Origin of the sequence: Vibrio sp. MEBiC08052 (assembly GCF_001506075.1) — a bacterium.
In the GTDB taxonomy this organism is placed as follows: domain Bacteria; phylum Pseudomonadota; class Gammaproteobacteria; order Enterobacterales; family Vibrionaceae; genus Vibrio.
In genome coordinates this window covers 115,934-136,574 of record NZ_KQ947476.1, presented here as the reverse complement: position 1 = coordinate 136,574, position 20,641 = coordinate 115,934, and the positions used below count along the sequence as shown (strand labels likewise).

General features: G+C 46.3%; 15 protein-coding genes, 4 tRNA genes and 1 pseudogene. 14 read left to right on the top strand and 6 right to left on the bottom strand.

Annotated features, from left to right (window positions below; genetic code table 11):
- Positions 1 to 22 precede the first annotated feature (22 nt).
- Positions 23 to 1,579: an alpha-glucoside-specific PTS transporter subunit IIBC gene (locus tag VRK_RS18055; RefSeq protein ID WP_059122900.1), complete on the bottom strand. Its 1,557-nt coding sequence runs from the start codon at positions 1,577 to 1,579 to the stop codon at positions 23 to 25.
- Between the two features lie 423 nt (positions 1,580 to 2,002).
- On the opposite strand from VRK_RS18055, the gene VRK_RS18050 reads away from it, so the two are divergent.
- The gene (locus VRK_RS18050; protein ID WP_059122899.1) at positions 2,003 to 2,707 is read left to right on the top strand and encodes a GntR family transcriptional regulator; all 705 of its coding nucleotides are present in this window, start codon (positions 2,003 to 2,005) and stop codon (positions 2,705 to 2,707) included.
- A 148-nt stretch (positions 2,708 to 2,855) separates the two neighbouring features.
- Complete coding sequence (locus tag VRK_RS18045) at positions 2,856 to 6,305, top strand: PAS-domain containing protein (RefSeq protein WP_059122898.1); 3,450 nt, start codon at positions 2,856 to 2,858, stop codon at positions 6,303 to 6,305.
- 98 nt (positions 6,306 to 6,403) lie between these two features.
- Here VRK_RS18045 and gppA read toward each other — a convergent pair whose 3' ends face one another.
- On the bottom strand, positions 6,404 to 7,897 hold the full coding sequence (gene gppA / locus VRK_RS18040) for a guanosine-5'-triphosphate,3'-diphosphate diphosphatase (protein ID WP_059122897.1): 1,494 nt from the start codon (positions 7,895 to 7,897) through the stop codon (positions 6,404 to 6,406).
- Between the two features lie 8 nt (positions 7,898 to 7,905).
- Positions 7,906 to 9,228 (bottom strand): ATP-dependent RNA helicase RhlB, encoded by a 1,323-nt coding sequence (rhlB, locus tag VRK_RS18035; RefSeq protein ID WP_059122896.1) that lies wholly within the window; start codon positions 9,226 to 9,228, stop codon positions 7,906 to 7,908.
- Between the two features lie 112 nt (positions 9,229 to 9,340).
- Between rhlB and trxA the strand changes: the two genes are divergently transcribed.
- The 6 genes and pseudogenes from trxA (at position 9,341) to fre (ending at position 14,824) form a co-directional block, all read left to right on the top strand.
- Positions 9,341 to 9,667: a thioredoxin TrxA gene (gene trxA / locus VRK_RS18030; protein WP_059123221.1), complete on the top strand. Its 327-nt coding sequence runs from the start codon at positions 9,341 to 9,343 to the stop codon at positions 9,665 to 9,667.
- Between the two features lie 196 nt (positions 9,668 to 9,863).
- Positions 9,864 to 11,123 carry a transcription termination factor Rho gene (gene rho / locus VRK_RS18025; protein ID WP_059122895.1) on the top strand — a complete coding sequence of 420 codons (1,260 nt, stop codon included), beginning with the start codon at positions 9,864 to 9,866 and terminating at the stop codon, positions 11,121 to 11,123.
- 110 nt (positions 11,124 to 11,233) lie between these two features.
- Positions 11,234 to 12,220: a hypothetical protein gene (locus VRK_RS18020; protein ID WP_059122894.1), complete on the top strand. Its 987-nt coding sequence runs from the start codon at positions 11,234 to 11,236 to the stop codon at positions 12,218 to 12,220.
- A gap of 139 nt (positions 12,221 to 12,359) precedes the next feature.
- A pseudogene (ubiD, locus tag VRK_RS18015) lies at positions 12,360 to 13,778 on the top strand (4-hydroxy-3-polyprenylbenzoate decarboxylase); the annotation flags it as partial.
- Between the two features lie 44 nt (positions 13,779 to 13,822).
- On the top strand, positions 13,823 to 14,092 hold the full coding sequence (locus VRK_RS18010) for a 2Fe-2S iron-sulfur cluster-binding protein (protein ID WP_059122892.1): 270 nt from the start codon (positions 13,823 to 13,825) through the stop codon (positions 14,090 to 14,092).
- A 15-nt stretch (positions 14,093 to 14,107) separates the two neighbouring features.
- Entirely contained in the window at positions 14,108 to 14,824 is a 717-nt protein-coding gene (gene fre, locus VRK_RS18005) for an NAD(P)H-flavin reductase (RefSeq protein WP_059122891.1), read from the top strand.
- A gap of 77 nt (positions 14,825 to 14,901) precedes the next feature.
- Here the strand turns inward: fre and pssA are convergent, their stop codons facing one another.
- Together pssA and VRK_RS17995 are read right to left on the bottom strand one after the other, a co-directional pair.
- On the bottom strand, positions 14,902 to 16,242 hold the full coding sequence (pssA, locus tag VRK_RS18000; protein ID WP_059122890.1) for a CDP-diacylglycerol--serine O-phosphatidyltransferase: 1,341 nt from the start codon (positions 16,240 to 16,242) through the stop codon (positions 14,902 to 14,904).
- 147 nt (positions 16,243 to 16,389) lie between these two features.
- A complete protein-coding gene (locus tag VRK_RS17995) occupies positions 16,390 to 16,830 on the bottom strand; it encodes a GNAT family N-acetyltransferase (protein WP_059122889.1) in 441 nt (146 codons plus the stop codon).
- A gap of 64 nt (positions 16,831 to 16,894) precedes the next feature.
- On the opposite strand from VRK_RS17995, the gene murB reads away from it, so the two are divergent.
- Entirely contained in the window at positions 16,895 to 17,938 is a 1,044-nt protein-coding gene (gene murB / locus VRK_RS17990) for a UDP-N-acetylmuramate dehydrogenase (RefSeq protein WP_059122888.1), read from the top strand.
- Complete coding sequence (birA, locus tag VRK_RS17985; protein WP_059123220.1) at positions 17,938 to 18,915, top strand: bifunctional biotin--[acetyl-CoA-carboxylase] ligase/biotin operon repressor BirA; 978 nt, start codon at positions 17,938 to 17,940, stop codon at positions 18,913 to 18,915. The genes murB and birA overlap by 1 nt, the downstream gene beginning before the upstream one ends.
- A 92-nt stretch (positions 18,916 to 19,007) precedes the next feature.
- On the opposite strand, the gene coaA is transcribed toward birA, so the two are convergent.
- Positions 19,008 to 19,931: a type I pantothenate kinase gene (gene coaA, locus VRK_RS17980; protein ID WP_059122887.1), complete on the bottom strand. Its 924-nt coding sequence runs from the start codon at positions 19,929 to 19,931 to the stop codon at positions 19,008 to 19,010.
- A 208-nt stretch (positions 19,932 to 20,139) separates the two neighbouring features.
- On the opposite strand from coaA, the gene VRK_RS17975 reads away from it, so the two are divergent.
- The 4 genes from VRK_RS17975 to VRK_RS17960 all read left to right on the top strand — a co-directional run bounded on the left by VRK_RS17975 (position 20,140) and on the right by VRK_RS17960 (position 20,540).
- Positions 20,140 to 20,215: transfer RNA gene (locus VRK_RS17975), tRNA-Thr, on the top strand.
- Between the two features lie 39 nt (positions 20,216 to 20,254).
- Positions 20,255 to 20,339: transfer RNA gene (locus tag VRK_RS17970), tRNA-Tyr, on the top strand.
- A gap of 38 nt (positions 20,340 to 20,377) precedes the next feature.
- Positions 20,378 to 20,452, top strand: a tRNA-Gly gene (locus tag VRK_RS17965).
- A 12-nt stretch (positions 20,453 to 20,464) separates the two neighbouring features.
- A tRNA-Thr gene (locus tag VRK_RS17960) sits at positions 20,465 to 20,540 on the top strand.
- The last annotated feature ends 101 nt before the right edge of the window (positions 20,541 to 20,641 follow it).

Genomic DNA, 20,641 nt, shown 5'->3' with positions numbered 1-20,641 from the left:
CGATTCTTTCAAGCTGCGCGTTTCAGATATGCAGTAGCCCCTCACACTCTTCTCTGACTTGGGGGACGCTGAGCCCGATAATAATTTGTATGGCTTTGCCGTTGCGGACGACACCGTGTGCGCCCATATCTTTGAAGATTTGATCATCGACAATCAGCATCGGATCGATGACCGTCACTCGCAGACGTGTGGCACAGTTATTGAGTTGATCGATATTCGTTTGTCCGCCAAGGGCCTCGATAAGGCGACTGGCAAGGCTGTCGGCCGGATGTGTTTCGCCACTGGTTTTCGCTTTGTAATCCGATTTTTTGTACAACTTCACTTCACTGTTTCTACCGGGCGTTTTCAGGTCGAATCGGATGATCAGCATTTTGAACAGGAAGAAATAGATGACGGTGAAACAGAGCCCGACCGATATCTGGGTCAACATGACGTAAGCATGATGGTTGTACATCGGGAGCCAGTTTTGTGAGACGATTTCGATCAGCCCGCCGCCCATATTGCCGACAACACCGAGGCTATACATGATGGCTGACATGGTGGCGGCCAGAATGGCATGAATGACGAACAGAAACGGCGCAACGAACAGGAAAGTAAACTCAAGCGGCTCGGTAATACCGACCAGAATGGATGTTAAGGTGGCCGGAATCAGCAATCCGGCGATTTTGCTTTTATTCTCTTCATCGGCTGTCATATAAATGGCAAGTGCAATCCCGACTGAACCGAACAGTTTTGAATTACCGTGCAGAGCAAAACCACCGGCGGGGAATAGCGTTTTCAACGGTAATGTCGATTGGCTGAATTCCTGAATGTGTTGTGCCCAGTTCATCATGATACCGTTTTCTACGGCAACCGGGCCGAAGATGAACGGACCGTAGATAAAGTGGTGTAATCCGGTCGGGATCAGAAGGCGTTCTAAAAATGTGTATAGCCAGACCCCCAGAGTGCCGGATGCCAGCATCAGTCCTTGCAGAGAACTGATAGCTGCCTGAATTTTCGGCCAGATCATTAATGTGGCCCATGCGCAGGGGAGCATGGCAAAGAAAGCAAGAATGGCAATGAATGCGGTTCCCTGAAAAATACCGAGATAATCCGGCAATTTGGTGTCAAAGAAACGGTTATGCAGATACGTCACCAGACTGGCGATGAATATGGCACCGACAATACTGGTATCGAGTGTTTTGATGCCGCCGATCAGGGTCAGGCCGCTGACCCCTCCGGGTGCCTGAGAAAAATCAACACCGAAGTAACTGCCCCAAACGGCTGCCATAGCTGCAATGAAGTAGTTGTAGGTCAGATAGGAGAGAAATACCACGAGGCAGGCCCGGGCATGGGCTTTTTGCGCCAAACCTATCGGCAGGGCAATGGCAAAAATCAGTGGCATGTTACGGAAGATGGTCCATCCACCTTCCTCCAGTATGTTCATCAATTGAAAAAAAGTGCTGTTGGTATCGGCAAGTGATCCCATAAAATCAGGATTTTTTAGTACGATGGACAGCCCCACAATAATCCCTGCAAAAGGGAAGAGGAGGACCGGTGTAAACATCGCTCCACCGAATCGCTGTATTTGACTTAACATGGTTTACCCTTCCAGTATGCTATCGCTGTAAAGCGAAGTATTGGTTCCCTTTATATCCTCTGAATTTGAAGTTTCAGTCTTCACCGAACAAGTGGTGAAGCGATGTGCATCGGGAGACTGGTTGGTCATCCCGCTGAAACATCAATGTTTCGGGAATATATTTTCACGTCGATTTGGATTGTTTTTTTGTTTGCCGGCGAGTTCAGAATAGAAATTAATAGTTGAGAATTATCTGTTCAGGGAATTGGAATGTGATATTTATCACTTATAAGTGTGTGGATGTTTTGTATAAGTAAACTCTGTTTATTAGACCTGTTTAGTTTTTATTTATTTTTAAAATCGAATATTTATTTTAATTTATTGATATATATTATTTTTATTTGTTTCTGTGAAATAGACAACCAAACAATAATAGGTATAAAAGTGATCTATATATTAATCGCCAATGACTTGAGAAAACGAATTAATTCTGATGAATTTTGTTTGAACCAGCCATTACCAAGAGAAGTGATGCTGGCCGAAGAATATCAGGTTTCCCGGATGACACTCCGGCGTGCAATTGATTGTTTGGTTGAGGATGGACTGATTGAGCGCCGTCACGGTAGCGGAAATTTTGTCATCGATAAAGAGGTAGCTCATGAGAATAAAGGGCTCAACAGCCTGACGGAACTGAGTCAGAAAAATAATAAATCGATAGCGAGTCAGGTACTCAGCTTTTCGATGATTCCGGCTCCGGTTAGTGTCGCTCAGCGACTCAAGATTCAACATGGTGAATTGGTCTATTACATTATTCGTGTCCGTTATCTTGATGAGCGGCCGGTGCATTATGAAGAGTCTTATCTCCCGGTTAAACTCTATCCCACTTTGTCTGTTGCTCATCTGGAAAAATCAAAATTTGATTATATTGAGAAAGAGGCAGGATTCGTCATTGAGGGAAACTATTTTACCTTTTTGCCGATTTTAACACCGGCTTCAATTGCCGCTTACCTGAAGGTCGAAGAAGGCACGCCGACAATGCAAGTCACTTCAATCAGTAATGCGCCTGATGGAACCATTCTCGACTTTTCCATTACGACTGAAAATATCCACCATTATCAGTCCACCTATTATTTCCGGAGAACCCGGTAAGCAACCAATCTATGCGGATGGGATCTCATTGGGTTGTCACCGTGCTGCAACGTCAATGATTTTCGGTATAAAATTGTTTTGATTTCAGTGATTCAGAAAATTAAGCCATCTATTCTTACTTTCTGACTTGGCGATTAAGGAGCACTTCATGCCGTCATGGATTGTCATTCCGGTTTTATTTCTTTATTTAGGACTGCTGTTCTTTATCGCTTGGTATGGTGACAAAAACCTGAACTGGCTGGCACGCTTCCGGCCTTGGATTTATAGCTTATCGATTGGGGTGTACTGTACTTCGTGGACGTTCTACGGCACAGTCGGGCAGGCAACCAATCATGCTTGGTCATTTTTACCGATTTATCTCGCCCCCATTCTCGTCTTTGTCTTTGGCTGGCGGATATTAGCCCGCCTGATGTTGATTGCTAAACGCGAACATATTACCTCCATTGCTGATTTTATCGCTGCACGTTATGGCAAATCTCAAGGGCTTGCTGTGGCTGCAACGCTGATTGCGGTTGTTGGCATTCTGCCTTATATCGCCCTGCAACTTCGTGGTGTGACGATGGGAATCCATGTCGTGACGTCAGATTTTCCTTTCCCTGAGCAGTTGACGGAAAGTCATATTTCTTGGTTTGTCGTCGTGGCACTTGCGGTGTTTACCATGTTGTTCGGGACGCGTCATATTGATAATACCGAGCACCACCGTGGGATGATGATGGCGATTGCTTTTGAATCGTTGGTCAAGCTGGTGGCTTTTTTATGGGTCGGCCTGTTTATCGTCTATATCGGTTGGCATCAGACATCATTCGATGTGAGTGATATTGTGCTCGAATCGTTCGTTACCCCGCACTGGCCGACCCTGCTCATTCATCTGGTGTTGACTATGCTGGCGATCATCTGCCTGCCGCGCCAGTTTCATACCATGGTGGTTGAGAATGAAAAACCGCAGGATCTTCATATGGCCCGGCGGATATTTCCGGTTTACCTGATTCTGATGGGGCTGTTTGTGCTGCCGATATCATGGGTCGGCAAAGGGATGATAGATGTTAGCTTGGCGGATACATTTGTGATTAGTATCCCCAAGGCGGTTGATTCTGATTTCATGGCGATGATTGCATTTTTAGGGGGAACATCGGCAGCAACCGGGATGGTGATCGTCTCAACCATTGCACTGACCATCATGGTTTCTAATGATTTGGTGGTGCCTTTTTTGCTCCGGCGGATGCGGTTTTCTCATCAGGGCCATCGTCATTTTTCCCGCTTGTTACTCAGAATCCGGCGCGGCTTGATTTTAGTTTTACTGGCTTGTGCGTGGGGATTTTATCGCGTTTTGGATGCCGTACCGTCGCTGTCTGCGATTGGATTTCTCTCTTTTGCTGCGATTGCGCAGTTTGCCCCGGCGTTGATCGGTGGGATCTACTGGCGTGACGGCAATAAAAAAGGCGTCTATGTCGGTTTGGCGGTCGGATTTTCACTCTGGCTGATTACCTTAATGGTTCAGACCCATTTATTGGCCGGTGATGCGCAGTCTAACCCGCTCATTTGGCTGATTAGTCCTCCGGAGGCGATTGCCGGTCTTGGTATATCAAGGTCCGACTGGGGGATGATCCTCAGCGTGGTGCTCAATACCCTTTGTTATTGGAATATTTCTATCATCACACGTCCGAGCCTGAGTGAGCGCTTACAGTCTGCCACATTTGTCGGTACGCCATTCCCCGATAACGAAAATATGACGCTCTACCAGAGCCGGGTGTCGGTCGCGGAACTGGAAATGCTGGTCGCCCGTTTTGTCGGGCGAGGGCGGATGAAGACGGCTTTCGAGCAATTCTGGGTGCAGCAGCACAAGCGTTATTTACCCAATCAGCAGGCACCTGCGGCCCTGATCCGTCATGCAGAGCGGGTATTGGCCGGGGTTTTTGGTGCATCCTCGGCGAAGTTAGTACTTGCTTCTGCGTTGCAGGGGAAAAACATGCACCTTGAAGAAGTTGCCGCGATTGTGGATGAAGCGTCAGAGCTGTATGACTTCAGCCGTAGCCTGCTTCAAGGGGCTATTGAACATATCGGGCAGGGATTGGCGGTGGTCGATAAACAGTTACGTCTGGTGGCTTGGAATCAGCGGTATCTGGAGCTGTTTTCTTATCCTCAGGGATTGATTCAGGTTGGCCGCCCGATTGCCGATATTATTCGCCACAATGCACGGCAAGGGTTGTGTGGGCCGGGAGATGTGGAAACCCATGTTCGCAAGCGGGTCGAACACTTAGAGAAAGGGACCCGGCATACCTCCTCACGAGTCAGACCGGACGGGAGAGTGGTTGAAGTGCAAGGCAATCCGATGCCCGGTGGTGGGTTTGTCATGAGTTTTACCGATATTACAGCGTTCCGGGAAGCGGAAGATGCCCTCAAGCAGGCCAATGAGTCACTGGAAGAGCGCGTGCACCAACGGACTAAGGAGCTGGAAAAACTGAATCGCCAGTTAGTGCAGGAGACACAACGGGCAGAACGTGAATCCCGTTCAAAATCTCGTTTTCTGGCGGCGGTGAGCCATGATCTCATGCAGCCGCTCAATGCCGCCCGGCTGTTTGCATCATCTCTGTCGGAAATAGCCCGGGAAGCTGAAGTGCAACGACTCTCTGCGCATATTGAAAGTGCACTGGGGGCGGCCGAGGAATTAATCGGGGATTTGCTGGATATCTCCAGACTCGAATCAGGAAAACTGGATATCAATATTCACAGCTTTGCGGTTCATGATGTGCTGGTGAATTTGAATGCCGAGTTTCATGCGATTGCCAAACAACAGGATATCGATTTTACGATGGTCCCTTCGTCGGTGGTGGTTCAGTCGGATCCGAAGTTGCTCCGACGGATTATTCAGAACTTCCTCACTAATGCGTTCCGCTATGCGCCCCATGGGAAAGTCGTACTCGGCATTCGTCATGTCGGTACGCAGATCCGGATTGAAGTATGGGATAACGGGATCGGGATCGAGCCGGATAAGCAGCATGAAATTTTTGAAGAGTTTAATCGTGGCGGGCAGGTTCGTTCTGAGCAGGGGCTAGGGCTCGGATTGGCGATATCGAAAGGGATTGCTTATGTGTTGGGACATGAAATTTCAATGCGCTCGTGGCCCGGACATGGCAGTGTTTTTTCGTTATCCCTGCCGCGCTCACATCCCCGGGATGTCGCAGAAAAAGTTATGCCGGCTGCCTATGACATGACGGATTTGTCGCAAATTAAAGTGTTATGTGTCGATAATGAAGTGGATATTCTGGTGGGTATGTCGGATCTGTTATCTCGTTGGGGATGTGATATCCGCACTTCAACCAATTTAGTCGAGAGCCTGAGAGCATTAGATGATGCATGGATACCGGATGTCATCTTGTCCGATTACCGGTTGGATCAGGGGCGTACCGGGTTGGAAGTCTTGCAACAGTGCCGTTTACGTTTCGGCCATCAGTTTGAAGGGATTATTATCAGTGCTGACCGGACACAAGAGATGATGGATGCGATTCAGTCAAACGGATTTGGTTTTTTACCCAAGCCGGTGAAACCTTTGAAATTACGGGCGGTACTCAATCGCGTGCGCCAGCAAACCCGAACGTAATATCGAGGTAGACAATGCGGGTTGATTCAATACGGACCAGTGAGTCGGGGGCTTGTTTGGAAATGGTTTTTAGCCGGAGCTAAAAACCATCTAGTCGTTTAGGCGTGGGCGATGACTTCCAGTGGCCATCCCATATCGGTTTGCCGGTTTGCTTCGATTTCCAGCTCGGCTTTGGTGAGCGGGTTGGCATCGAGCCATTGGGCAGCAAGAGATAATTGGAGAGTGTCTTCCGAGCTCGTCAGCTTCACATGAGGTTCGAGCGCCGAATTGCGTCGGTGACTGAGTAAAACCGCGAGACGTAAGAGCCTGAGTAAGCGTTTACTACTGGCTCCTGAAAGAGCGTATTGTTCTGGCATTGAGGTGATATTGTCGCGATAACGACGAACCAATTCACCCAGACAATAACGCTGTGCGCGGGTAAAGCCGGGCAGTTCCGAGTGCTGGATCAAATAAGCACTGTGTTCACCGCCTTTTTTGTAATCCACCGCTAAACCGATTTCGTGTAACTGTGCGGCAGCTCTGAGCAGCATTTCGGCCTGTGGTTCGACGATCCATGCCGTGCCACCACACTGGTCAAACAATTTGCTGGCGAGGTCTGAGACCTGAGCAGCGTAAACCATATCGATTTGATAGCGGTTTTGAATACTGTGGATTGTCCGCTCTCGGATATTATCCTGACGTAATCCATCAATCATTTCATAAACCAGACCTTCCCGAAGCGCACCGCCTGCCAGTGTCATTGCTTCGATCTGGAATTCCTCAAATATGGCAATCAGGATCGACAGACCGCTTGGGAAAACCAGCGCTCTTTCTAACGTTAGTCCTTCGATTTCCAGTTCTTCGAGATGATCCGCCCGCATCGCCTGATTTTGTAGACGCTTCAGTTTGGTCAGGGTAATGACCTCGTCCATCCCTTGAGCCAGCATAATCTCCTGTAATGCTTGTACCGTACCGCTGGCACCGACACAGATATCCCAACCGATGGTGCGATATTGTTGCAGGATCGGCGTGAGCATTTTTTTCGCGTCTTCGATCGCATGTTCAAAATTTTCTTTAGAGAGCTGACGATCTCTGAAGTGTTTTTCGAGCCAAGTGACACAGCCCATTTTTAAACTGGTTAAGGCTTTGGCTTCGAAGCCTTCACCAATAATCAGTTCGGTACTTGCGCCGCCGATATCAACCACAAAGCGACGTCCACTTCCACCGGAGGTATGGGCAACCCCTTTATAAATGGTGGCCGCTTCTTCTTCACCTGAAATGGTTTCGATCGGATGGCCGAGTATCTGATTGGCCTGACGCAAAAATACATCGACATTGATAGCAGTCCTAAGAGTTGCTGTCCCGACAATGCGGATATTCTTCCGGGGAATATCCTGTAATCGTTCTGCGAACAGACTCAGGCAATCCCAACCACGTTGCATCGCCTCCTGACTGAGTGAATTGTTTTCATCCAGTCCGGCGGCAAGTCTTACTTTACGTTTAATTTTGGCCATCGTCTGTATACTGCCTTCAACATGACGGACAATCAGCATATGAAAGCTGTTTGAACCGAGATCGATGGCAGCATAGAGTGGTGAAGATACGGCGCTCATAGATTCACTCAGCTATTTCTATTCTGGTGGTTGTTTTGTCGCGGACGTTTTCTGGATGAATTATTACCACGTCCATTCTGACGTCCGGACCGCGAACCACCAGTATTGGTTCTTCTTGATGTGTTGGATGAAGCAAGTCTTAACGGACTGGGTAAGTCAGTCAATAGTGCTGATGCATCATAATCAGAAACCGGAATGGAATGTTCAATATAGGTTTCTATTCCCGGTAAATTGATAGCATATTCTTCGCAGGCGAAGCTAATCGAATAACCGCTCTCTCCGGCTCTGCCCGTCCGGCCAATCCGGTGGACATAGTCTTCACTGTCATCCGGTAAATCATAGTTAAAGACGTGAGTCACCTGAGGTATATGCAGTCCTCGCGCAGCCACATCGGTCGCGACTAAAATATCCAATTGACCCTGAGTAAATTGCTCCAGAATGCGTTCCCGTTTTTTCTGTGGCACATCACCGGTCAGTAGCCCGACGCGATGACCATCGGCAGCCAGATGTCCCCAAACCCGTTCACACTTATGTTTGGTATTGGCAAAAATGATTGTTCTGTCTGGCCACTCTTCTTCAATGAGGGTTTGCAACAAAGCCATTTTGTGCTCATTCGATGGGTAAAACAGTTCTTCCTTAATTCGATGTCCGGTTTTTTGCGACGGTTCGACGACAACATGTTCCGGATTGTTCATGTGCTCAAATGCTAGTTCCTGAACCCGATAGGAGAGGGTGGCGGAAAATAACATGTTCAGCCGATTCTTCGGTGGCGGCATTCGACGGAACAGAAAACGAATATCCTTGATAAAACCAAGATCAAACATTCGGTCCGCTTCATCAAGAACGACAACCTGAATATGGTTCAGATGAAAGACTTTTTGCTTGTAAAAATCGATAATCCGACCGGTTGTTCCGATAAGAATATCAACACCTTGTTGTAGTTTTGACTGCTGTTTATCGTAACTTTCACCACCATAGGCCAGTGCGACTTTTAAGCCGGTACTTTGGACGAGTGGTTCTGCATCGTTAAAAATTTGTATCGCTAATTCACGAGTTGGTGCCATAATAATCGCTCGTGGCTGAGTTGGCTCCCGTTCTTCTTGAGCAGGTGCAGTTAGCAGATGATTAAAGGTTGCAGTAAGAAACGCAAGCGTTTTACCAGTCCCTGTTTGGGCCTGGCCTGCAATGTCACGGCCGGAGAGCACTACCGGCAGCGCCAAGGCTTGGATAGGGGTGCAATAAGCAAACCCTTTTTGTTCCAAACCTGCTGTAACTTGAGGGTCTAATCCCAAGTCGGCGAATTTTTGCTCTGTGATATGCGTCTTTTTCATCACTATAGAATATCAGCTTAAGCTTGCAATACGGAAGTAAATACATTCCAATAGAGCATCAAAATTACTGGTTGTTATGCAACTGGTCCAAGAAAATACATTGGAGTTAAAGATGAGTGATAAGATTTTGCAACTCACCGATGACGCGTTTGAAAGTAGTGTAATCAATGCTGAAGTCCCTGTACTTGTTGATTTCTGGGCAGAATGGTGTGGTCCATGCAAAATGATTGCGCCGATTTTGGATGAAATTGCTGATGAGTACGAAGGTAAGCTCACGATCGGTAAATTAAATATCGATCAAAATGCGGGTACGCCACCAAGATTTGGTATTCGTGGTATCCCAACATTACTTCTGTTTAAAAATGGTAATGTGGCAGCAACAAAAGTTGGCGCGTTGTCAAAGACTCAGCTCAAAGAGTTTTTAGACGCCAATTTATAATGGCTGAAAACCGTACATAGAGATATGTACGGTTTTGCACATGGAAATAAAACAAAATCTAGACTAGTCTGATAAATAGTGCTAGGTTATCGCACACTAATGAATCATATGTTCACTTCTTGGTCAATCCTGAGGCCAAATCCATCTTAACACTACTAAACAGATCCTAATTTTGACTAAACAAGTATCCACCACAATGAATTTAACAGAATTAAAGAACAAACCTGTGTCTGAGCTCGTGCAGCTGGGTGAGAGTCTGGGGCTTGAAAACCTGGCGCGTTTAAGAAAACAAGACATTATCTTCTCTATTTTAAAAGCTCACGCAAAAAGTGGTGAAGACATCTTTGGTGATGGCGCATTAGAAATTCTCCAGGACGGCTTTGGTTTTTTGCGTAGTGCAGACAGCTCTTATCTGGCTGGACCGGATGATATTTATGTGTCACCGAGTCAGATTCGTCGTTTCAACCTGCGTACAGGTGATTCGATTGCTGGGAAGATTCGGCCACCGAAAGAAGGTGAACGCTACTTTGCATTGCTGAAAGTCAATACCGTCAATGACGATAAACCGGATAACGCCCGAAATAAGATTTTGTTTGAAAACCTGACACCGCTACATGCCAACGAACGAATGGTGATGGAGCGAGGCAACGGTTCGACTGAAGATATTACCGCTCGTGTCTTGGATTTAGCATCACCGATCGGAAAAGGTCAGCGTGGATTGATTGTCGCACCACCGAAGGCTGGTAAAACGATGCTGCTGCAAAATATTGCTCAAAGCATTGCTTACAACCATCCCGAGTGTATTTTGATGGTGCTGTTGATTGACGAACGTCCGGAAGAAGTGACAGAAATGCAACGTCTGGTCAAAGGTGAAGTGATTGCTTCTACTTTTGATGAACCGGCATCTCGCCACGTTCAAGTGGCAGAAATGGTGATTGAGAAGGCGAAACGTCTGGTTGAACACAAGAAAGACGTTGTGATCTTATTGGATTCAATTACACGTTTGGCGCGTGCATATAACACGGTTGTTCCTTCTTCGGGCAAGGTCCTGACAGGTGGTGTGGATGCGAATGCGCTTCATCGCCCTAAGCGTTTCTTCGGTGCGGCTCGTAATGTCGAGGAAGGCGGCAGTTTGACAATTATCGCGACAGCGCTGGTTGATACGGGTTCGAAGATGGACGAAGTCATCTACGAAGAGTTTAAAGGGACAGGGAATATGGAATTACACCTGAACCGTAAGATTGCAGAAAAACGTGTATTCCCTGCGATCGACTTCAACCGTTCAGGAACGCGTCGTGAAGAGTTACTGACTAAAACCGACGAGTTACAGAAAATGTGGATTTTGCGCAAAATCGTTCACCCGATGGGAGAAAGCGATGCGATGGAATTCCTCATTGATAAACTGGCGATGACAAAGACCAATGATGAGTTCTTTGATGCTATGAGACGCCAGTAACAAAGACTGTTCTGACAATGAAAGCGCCACCGGAAACGGTGGCGCTTTTTCTTGCATTTCACAAAATATGCACCGAAAATGAAAATTAGATGTTACATGGAGGTTAACACATGCCACAAGGAACGTGGGTACCGCAACTCCTGCTCTGTTTCTGTTTCATTTGCTTTTCGGTTTCTGCGCAATCATTGGATGCACAAAGCCGTAATCAATTGTTACAAGCTCCTACAATTCAGCACCAAGTGGCTGCGTTCAAACAGCTGATTGCTGATGATAAAATCGATTCGCTCAATTTTGCTTTGCAGCGGCTGGCCTTGCCTCAGCAAGAAGCTGTTCGTTTCTTGTTACTTCAGACCCTCGAACAAGAAAAAACCATCTTTTCTGTACAAGTAGAACGCTTTGTCGAACAACAGCGTTTGATTCCACCTGTTTATTATCTTACTAACCAGGGTGAAGGATTCGAATTTTCCACACCAGCATTTGATTACCCTTCGGTTGCCAGCCGTTTAGTCAAAACCTGGCAGCAGGAAAAAAGTGTCCTTGACTTCGTGTTAAAAGTTGAACGGCATGAGCTGCCTTTACAACAATGGTTGTCCGAAAATAAACGCCAGCGTCATGCCCGGGAATCTTTGTTAATTCAGGAACTGGGGAGCTTATCGGAGCCGGGATTGAACTATTTGGCAAAGCAGGTGATTGATGCAAGCGTTCGTAGCTGGTTGCCTTCAACGCGCGTCATGGTTGCATTGGCACGAACCAGTCAAAATCAAGATGTGTATCGGCTATTGTGGTTGATGAAATCAGATGATAACTCTGAAGCGGAATTGACCCGCTTGTCTGGTTTGAAGGATGATTTTTCTGTGCAGCAAGTGATGGCGGCGAGTAAGAACCCGAGTTTGAGATCACAGGCAATTGAGGCTCTGATTCGCCTTAATCCAATGCCTGAACAGGTCAAAACGTATTTGGTTCAGGAGTTGAGTCAGGAAGAAGCCCCCTATGTTGCACAGGTCTTAGTCAATGCCGGATATGGCAATTGGCTGGATGAATTAGTCAAAGCAAACCGTCAAATGAAGCTTCGTGTACTGAGCCAAGTATTGAGATAGTCATGCCATTATTTATAGCATAGCGTACCTGTATTATGGCAACACCACTGAAGAGCATTAACACAATAGAAAAAAGAAAATTCAGAGTTGTTTCGTTTTTGTTATACTGCCTTCGATATAACATTCAGGCAGAAGTCTTATGATTTTTAAGGATTTACGCGATTTTATCGACTATTTGGAAAAGCATGGTCAATTGAAACGTATTCAGCATCCGATTGACCCTCAATATGAAATGACCGAGATCTGTGATCGGACTTTAAGAGCTGGTGGGCCTGCACTTTTATTTGAAAATCCAGTTGGCTATGACATACCGGTACTGACAAATCTGTTTGGTACACCGCAACGCGTCGCGATGGGGATGGGACGTGTTGATGTCAGTGAGCTGCGTGAAATCGGTCAGTTGCTTGCTTACCTGAAAGAGCCTGAACCGCCTAAAGGCTTTAAAGATGCGCTCGATAAGCTCCCGGTTTTTAAACAGGTCTTGAATATGCCGGTGAAGCGTTTGAAAAAAGCGCCCTGTCAGGAAATCATCTGGCAAGGCGATGATGTTGATTTGGATAAAATTCCAGTGATGCGTTGTTGGCCGGGTGATGTGGCTCCGCTGTTGACCTGGGGACTGACTATCACCAAAGGACCAACGAAAAAACGGCAAAACTTGGGGATCTACCGGCAACAGAAACTCAGTAAGAATAAAGTGATTATGCGGTGGTTTCAGCATCGTGGCGGAGCTCTGGATTTCCGAGACTGGCAGGTTGAGCATCCCGGGGAACCATTTCCGGTCTCTGTCGCTTTCGGCGCTGATCCGGCAACAATTCTGGGCGCAGTGACACCTGTGCCCGATACGCTTTCCGAATATGCATTCGCCGGACTGTTGAGAGGCAGTAAAACCGAAGTTGTTCAATCCATTAGCAATGATCTGGAAGTGCCGGCCAGCGCTGAAATTGTACTCGAAGGATATATTGATCCGAATGAGTATGCAGACGAAGGACCTTATGGCGATCATACCGGCTATTTTAATGAAGTTGAGCGTCATCATGTCTTTACTGTCACCCATGTGACAATGAGAAAGCAGCCAATCTATCATAGTACTTATACGGGAAGGCCACCGGATGAACCCGCCGTTCTCGGGGAAGCATTAAACGAAGTTTTTGTGCCCATTCTACAAAAGCAGTTTCCGGAAATTGTCGATTTTTATCTTCCCCCTGAAGGCTGTTCTTATCGAATGGCTGTCGTTACGATCAAAAAGCAGTATCCCGGTCATGCCAAGCGAGTCATGATGGGGGTTTGGTCTTTCTTACGTCAATTTATGTATACCAAGTTTGTGATTGTCTGTGATGATGATATCAATGCACGAGACTGGAAAGATGTCATCTGGGCGATTACCACGCGGATGGATCCAGCCCGGGATACAACGATGGTTGAAAGCACGCCCATCGATTCTCTGGATTTTGCATCACCGGTTTCAGGGCTTGGCTCTAAAATGGGATTGGATGCAACCAATAAGTGGGAAGGCGAGACAGCCAGAGAGTGGGGTAAAGAGATCCGTAAAGATCCGGAAGTTGTCAGCAAGATCGATGCGATCTGGGATGAGTTAGGAATCTTATGACCTTTACGGTACGATTGCTGCCCGAGAATATTGAATTTACCGTGGAACGCGGCCAAACCGTGTTGGATGCGGCAATTCGTCAGCAAATCCCTTTCCCACATCGTTGCCGGGTTGGTGCGTGTGGGATGTGTTTGTGTAAAAAACTTTCGGGAGTCGTTTCCTATCAACTCGAACCGATGCTGACGGAAGAAGAGCAGTCGCAGGGATGGATATTTTCCTGTCAGGCTTATGCTCAAAGTCATTTAGTCCTTACTTGGGATGAGTAAGGAAGAGGAATCAGAATGATCATAACATGTAAAGTAAACTCAGTTCAGCCTTTAGCCAGCAATACCTATCGTATTCTTCTCCAACCGGAGTCACCCGTTGATTTCCATGCGGGTCAGTATCTGATGGTGGTGATGGCAGAGGGAGATAAACGTCCGTTTTCGATTGCCAGTAGTCCATGCCGGAAAGGTGGCGAACTTGAATTACATATTGGGGCCGCTGAACATAACGCCTACGCCAGTGAAGTCGTTGATGCGATGAACGCAGCATTGCAGCATGATGGTGAAATCACTATCGATGTACCTCATGGGGATGCTTGGCTCAAAGAAGATACGACGCGTCCTTTGTTGTTGATTGCCGGTGGGACAGGATTCAGTTATGTACGTTCGATTCTGGATCACTGCCTGAACCAAAATATTCAGCGTGATATTTTTCTGTATTGGGGAGCAAAAGATGTCCTCCAGCTCTATGCGTTAGACGAATTACGTGATTTAGCCTCTCAACATGCCAGACTCACATTTACACCCGTTGTGGAAATATCTACTGATCCGCTTTGGGACGGGAAAGTCGGTAATGTGTTGCAAGCGGTCAGTACTGATTTCGAATCGTTGGAAGAATTTGATATCTATATCGCAGGCCGGTTTGATATGGCGGGTGCAGCTCGGGAACAGTTTACTCAAAATAAGCACGCGAGAAGTGAACGTATCTATGGCGATGCATTTGCGTTTATCTGATTTGATCTGTCATGATGTGTACGAAAAAGCCTCCGGACGGAGGCTTTTTAATGGGTTAAACGGACGTTTGAAACAATCTAAAGAATCTGTTTTAAAATCCGGTCGGCTTTTACCCGACGAATCCGTTTCAGTAAGCGCTGAACCTCAGCCGGATAGTTTTCTAAATCTTCCAATTGCTTATAAGTACAGACTAATTGCGTGTGCTGAAGAATATTGTCGAATTCGTGTTCAAACTGGGTCTGAAGGTGGGCATGGTGATCCTGAATCAGGATGCCGTTTTCCAGATCAAGTTTCCACGCTCTGGGATTGAGATTACTGCCGGTGATAAGCATATAACGTTTATCGACCCATACCCCTTTCAAGTGAAAACTGTTGTCATCATGTTTCCATAAATGAATCGATAATTGCCGACTGGCAATTCTGGCTTCGTTTGATTTTGCAAAACGGCGCAGATTCAATTCATATAAATAGGGTAACCCACCAATTGTTTTAAAGGTTTCTTCTGGTGGAATGTAAAAATCATTGGCTGTTTTATCGCCGACGATAATGTGAATTTTCACCCCTCGTCTGAGTGCTTTTTTCACCTGATTAGCAATATTATTCGGGAAATTAAAATAAGGCGTGCAGATAATAATTTCTTCTTGCGCTTGGGCAATCAGGTGACTGATATATTGGTTCAGTCGATTACTTCGCTTACCAAGCCCAACCAATGGGGTCAGACCGATCTGTTCCGGTGTGACAGGCTGATCAGGTACCTGATAGGTTGCTTGTGCCAACTGGGTCCTGAACTGGCGAATCATCGTTTTCAAATCTTTGGTTGCAGGACGTGACGGATTGGCCAGATTATTGACTGCTGGATGAGACAATAAGTGATCGCAGATAAATTTGACCATCGAGTCGGCAAGATGTCGGTTGTGAAATGAGTGGTAGCGGTCAAAGCGGTAACGATTCTGATAATGCAGATAAATGTTGTTCAGACTTGCGCCACTATAGATAACTTCATCATCGACAATGAAGCCTTTGAGATGTAATACACCGAACACTTCCCGCCCTCGGACCGGGATACCATAAACCGCGATGGGATGTTCACTGTCTTGGGCAAATGATTCATACATCACAGCATTTCCCTGAGACTGCTTCGCACCGATCAGGCCTCGTTGAGCACGGTGCCAGTCAACACAGACCACAATATCGAGCTGAGGGTTTCTTTGTTTGGCTGCATAAAGCTCAGAAAAAATTTCCTGACCGGCATCATCAGCTTCAAGGTAGAGTGCAACAATATAAATTCTGTGATTGGCTTGTCGAATCGCCTGAATCAAGTGATGCCGAAATTGTTCTGCAGAGTACAGGACTTGAAAATCTTTCGGCTCTAGCGCAATAGTGGGTAGCTGTTCGAATAGATTTCTACGAGCAATCATCGTGGATGCGGTACCTTCAATTCAAGTGGATGCGATATAGCAAAGCCCTGATACTATCAAATTCGATGAATGAATGGCTATATCTAAGTCACTTCAGACTGATCATTTCCGCTTGTCCGCAAAAAATGAACAGAAAATGACGGGGTTTTACTTCTGACGCGACGGGAAATATCGCATCGGAAGTATATCTCTGCCTTGGTGGCGATAACGTTGATAGAGATGATTGATTTCTATCGGCAGCGCCTGTGGTGATTGAACTTTAAAATGGTGTTGATGATAAAAATTTTCTAAATGGCGATAAGCAAAACAGAAGACATGCTGATTGAGCACATGTGCGTCACAATAGTTCAATAGCTGATGACCGATGCCTTGAGCGCGCAATTCTGTAGCCACTGCCATGCCCGTTAAAAGCAGATGTGAAGTACCAATGGGACGAAAGCGCACTACGGCACATAGTTGATTGGCAAGGCGCGCAGTATAAATGTGTTCATTACGTTTTGGTTTTGCTGTCGGGTAGTGCTGTTTATAAAAGCGTTGCACCAAAGGAAATTTGAGTGGATCTAACATTTCGAAAGATAAATGATCCATAGAATGTCTGAATGGTCTTCATCTGATATAGAATAGCCGTAGTCTATGTGATTTAAAGAAAACCATGCAAATATATCTCAACGAAAATCTCAGTGCTTATCATACGTTTGGTATCGAGCAGTCTTGTCAGGTGTTAGTGACGGTCAATACGGTTGCAGAATTAATGGATGTTTATCGTGATCCACAATGGCAATCGCTACCGAAAATGGTGCTCGGTAAAGGCAGTAATGTGTTGTTTACTGAGTTCTATGAAGGTGTTGTGATTCTCAATCAGCTACGGGGCATTGATGTAAGGGAAGATGAAAGCCACTATTTTCTGCATGTTCAGGGCGGTGAAGGCTGGCCTGAATTGGTGGAATGGTGTGTGTCGCAGCAAATTCCCGGACTTGAAAATTTAGCCATGATTCCCGGATGTGCCGGGAGTGCGCCAATTCAGAATATCGGTGCTTATGGCATCGAATTTCAGGATGTGTGTGACTATGTTGATTATCTTTGTCTAGAGACGTTTCAAGTCATTCGTTTGAATCGTGCCGAATGTTTATTTGGTTACCGTGATTCGATTTTCAAACATCAGCTTTACCAGCAGGCGGTTGTGGTTGGGGTCGGCTTAAAGCTTACTAAAGCATGGCAGCCTCGTCTGAAGTATGGGCCATTGCAACAGTTAGCGAGCAACTGCTCACCCGCCGAAGTATTTGACTGCATCTGTGATATCCGCATCCGTAAACTTCCCGATCCGTCATTGATTGGTAATGCCGGTAGCTTTTTTAAGAATCCGGTGCTGACGGAGGCGCAGTTTCGGACACTGGCCGCGAATCATCCTGATGTTGTGAGTTATCCAGCTTCATCAGGTGTGAAGGTCGCAGCCGGCTGGCTAATTGATCAATGTGGTTTGAAAGGTTTTCAAATCGGTGGGGCTGCAATTCACGCACAGCAGGCGTTAGTCCTGATTAACCGTCAACACGCGACAGCTTTGGATGTGATTCAGCTTGCAGCGCATGTATATCGTAGCGTCTACGAAAAGTATGGTGTTACTTTGGAGCATGAAGTGCGATTTATCGGGCGCAGCAGCGAAGTTTATTTGGATATGTGGCTGAAGGAGCAACAATGATGAAAGAACATCATGCCAAGCTGACGATCCTGTCAACCTTAGCCGATGGCGGTTTTCATTCCGGTGAAGCATTGGGGACCACTTTAGGAATCTCCAGAGCTGCCATCAGCAAACATATCCGCGGGATTCAGGATTGGGGGGTTGATGTATTTCGCGTGCAGGGAAAAGGCTATCAGCTAGCCCAGCCTATGCAGTTATTGGATCAACACTATATTCAGAGCCACGTTTCTACACCGGTCCATTTACATCCGATTATTGATTCGACCAACCAGTATCTATTGGATCGTGTCGGTGCATTAACCTCAGGAACGGTTTGCCTTGCTGAATATCAGCAAAAAGGCCGGGGACGACGGGGGAGACACTGGGTCTCTCCATTCGGGACGAATCTGTATTTCTCGATGTACTGGCGACTGGATGCAGGTATGGCGGCTGCTATGGGGCTGAGTCTGGTGGTCGGCGTCGCAGTTGTTGATGCACTGAAAACGCTCGGTGTTGATGAGATTAAACTGAAATGGCCCAATGATTTGTACTATCAGGATAAGAAACTAGCCGGTATTTTGGTTGAAGTGTCAGGGCAAGCCGGTGAAGCTGCGCATCTCGTCATAGGTATGGGCATGAATTTATCCATGGCACCGCAGACGCAACAGATTGATCAGCCCTGGAGTAGTCTGTCTCAGGTGATCGGCAAAAATCATATTGATCGTAATGCGCTGGCAGTTGCATTAATCCAGTCTTGGACTCGCACGCTTGAAACCTACGAGCGTGAGGGGATGGGGAACTTTGTCGAAAGATGGAATCAAGTCGATAACTTCATTGATCGTCCCGTTAAACTATTAATGGGAGAGCGTGTAATTACAGGTATCGAACGAGGTATCGATGCCCATGGTGCCGTGTTATTGGAAACAGAACGGGGCATTGAAAGTTATGTCGGCGGGGAGATTTCTCTGCGCGGTAATGAGCATCCTGCAGTGTCCTGAATTATGTAGCGATTGAGATGATTTCAGTCATGGGGGCGTATGTTTGCTCTGGGTAACATGTGAGCCCCACTTAACACTGTTTCGCAGCAGAATTACTGTCGCAGCAGAATTTCTTCAACGGTGTGGTTGATGCCCTTACGGAGTATCAGTTGCGCTCTTTCCCGCGTTGGTAAAATATTTTCCTGCAAGTTTTTCCCATTGATCGCTTGCCAGATATTTCTCGCGATAGAGCTGGCTTCCGATTCACTCAGTTTAGTGTAGTGACTAAAATAGGAGCCCGGTCTTTTAAAGGCTCCATTGCGGAACTTCATAAAGCGTTCGATATACCATTTTTCAATGAGAGATGATTCAGCATCGACATAGATGGAAAAATCCAGAAAGTCTGAAATAAAAACGCGGTGTGGGGCATGGGGATAATCCATCCCGCTTTGTAGAACATTGAGACCTTCAATCAGCAAAATATCGGGTGCATCAACTGTTTTAACTTCGCCGGTGATGTCATAAGTCAGATGAGAATAAACGGGAGCTGAGATGTTTTTCTTTCCTGCTTTGACATCAGAAACAAACTGTACCAGACGTTTGATATCGTACGACTCCGGGAATCCTTTTTTCTGCATAATGCCTTTTTCTAACAGCACTTCATTGGGATAAAGGAATCCATCGGTAGTAATGAGTTCAACTTTGGGATGGTTGTGCCAGCGAGACAATAGTGCTTTGAGCAGTCTTGCTGTTGTACTTTTTCCGACAGCAACACTGCCTGAGATACCAATAATAAACGGTGGTGCAATGTCGGTATGGCCTAAAAATTGGTTTAAAATGGTATTGCGGCTTTGTCTGGCTGCAACATAGAGGTTCAGTAATCGCGCTAATGGCAAGTAGATTTCAACAGCTTCTTTCATACTTAATGATTCATTGATGCCTTGTAGCTCAACTAAATCATCTTCTGACAAAGTCATGGGAACGGAATTACGAAGATCCGACCACTGGCGTCTGTCGAATGAGAGATAAGGATCCATAATCTTTCCAACGGTAGAAATCGGATAAAAGAGCAACATACCTCAAGAAGAAGATAAAGCAACAAAGAATGGCGATATATTTCGTTAGTTCCTACGAAAACTGCTTGAAAAAACAACAAATAGATAAAAACGAGATAAAATTGTATTTTTTTTTCTTTAAACACTTGCAAGCAAAGAAATCATTCAATAGAATTCGCCCCACTTATGCGCCGACTTAGCTCAGTAGGTAGAGCAACTGACTTGTAATCAGTAGGTCGCCAGTTCGATTCCGGCAGTCGGCACCATCTTTTCTCTACTATATAAAGAGAGAAGATTTGAAATTTGGAGGGGTTCCCGAGTGGCCAAAGGGAGCAGACTGTAAATCTGCCGGCACTGCCTTCGATGGTTCGAATCCGTCCCCCTCCACCATATTCTTAAGGAAATAGCTCTTAGGGTTAAATACGTGTGCGGGCATCGTATAATGGCTATTACCTCAGCCTTCCAAGCTGATGATGCGGGTTCGATTCCCGCTGCCCGCTCCAATCTTTCCGAGTGCTGATATAGCTCAGTCGGTAGAGCGCACCCTTGGTAAGGGTGAGGTCCCCAGTTCAAATCTGGGTATCAGCACCACTCTAAGCAAATATTTCCTTTTGTTATATACTTTACTACCAGTAAATTTTGGTTGCGTGGTCATGAAAGCCACCTTAATCCGTACCTAGAGGGACAACTGA

Bases quoted from the DNA above. Each gene is read 5' to 3' on its own strand.
- VRK_RS18055 (WP_059122900.1), bottom strand. From the start codon at position 1,579: ATGTTAAGTCAAATACAGCGATTCGGTGGAGCGATGTTTACACCGGTC.
- VRK_RS18045 (WP_059122898.1), top strand. From the start codon at position 2,856: ATGCCGTCATGGATTGTCATTCCGGTTTTATTTCTTTATTTAGGACTG.
- gppA (WP_059122897.1), bottom strand. From the start codon at position 7,897: ATGAGCGCCGTATCTTCACCACTCTATGCTGCCATCGATCTCGGTTCA.
- rhlB (WP_059122896.1), bottom strand. From the start codon at position 9,228: ATGAAAAAGACGCATATCACAGAGCAAAAATTCGCCGACTTGGGATTA.
- trxA (WP_059123221.1), top strand. From the start codon at position 9,341: ATGAGTGATAAGATTTTGCAACTCACCGATGACGCGTTTGAAAGTAGT.
- rho (WP_059122895.1), top strand. From the start codon at position 9,864: ATGAATTTAACAGAATTAAAGAACAAACCTGTGTCTGAGCTCGTGCAG.
- VRK_RS18020 (WP_059122894.1), top strand. From the start codon at position 11,234: ATGCCACAAGGAACGTGGGTACCGCAACTCCTGCTCTGTTTCTGTTTC.
- VRK_RS18010 (WP_059122892.1), top strand. From the start codon at position 13,823: ATGACCTTTACGGTACGATTGCTGCCCGAGAATATTGAATTTACCGTG.
- fre (WP_059122891.1), top strand. From the start codon at position 14,108: ATGATCATAACATGTAAAGTAAACTCAGTTCAGCCTTTAGCCAGCAAT.
- pssA (WP_059122890.1), bottom strand. From the start codon at position 16,242: ATGATTGCTCGTAGAAATCTATTCGAACAGCTACCCACTATTGCGCTA.
- VRK_RS17995 (WP_059122889.1), bottom strand. From the start codon at position 16,830: ATGGATCATTTATCTTTCGAAATGTTAGATCCACTCAAATTTCCTTTG.
- murB (WP_059122888.1), top strand. From the start codon at position 16,895: ATGCAAATATATCTCAACGAAAATCTCAGTGCTTATCATACGTTTGGT.
- birA (WP_059123220.1), top strand. From the start codon at position 17,938: ATGAAAGAACATCATGCCAAGCTGACGATCCTGTCAACCTTAGCCGAT.
- coaA (WP_059122887.1), bottom strand. From the start codon at position 19,931: ATGGATCCTTATCTCTCATTCGACAGACGCCAGTGGTCGGATCTTCGT.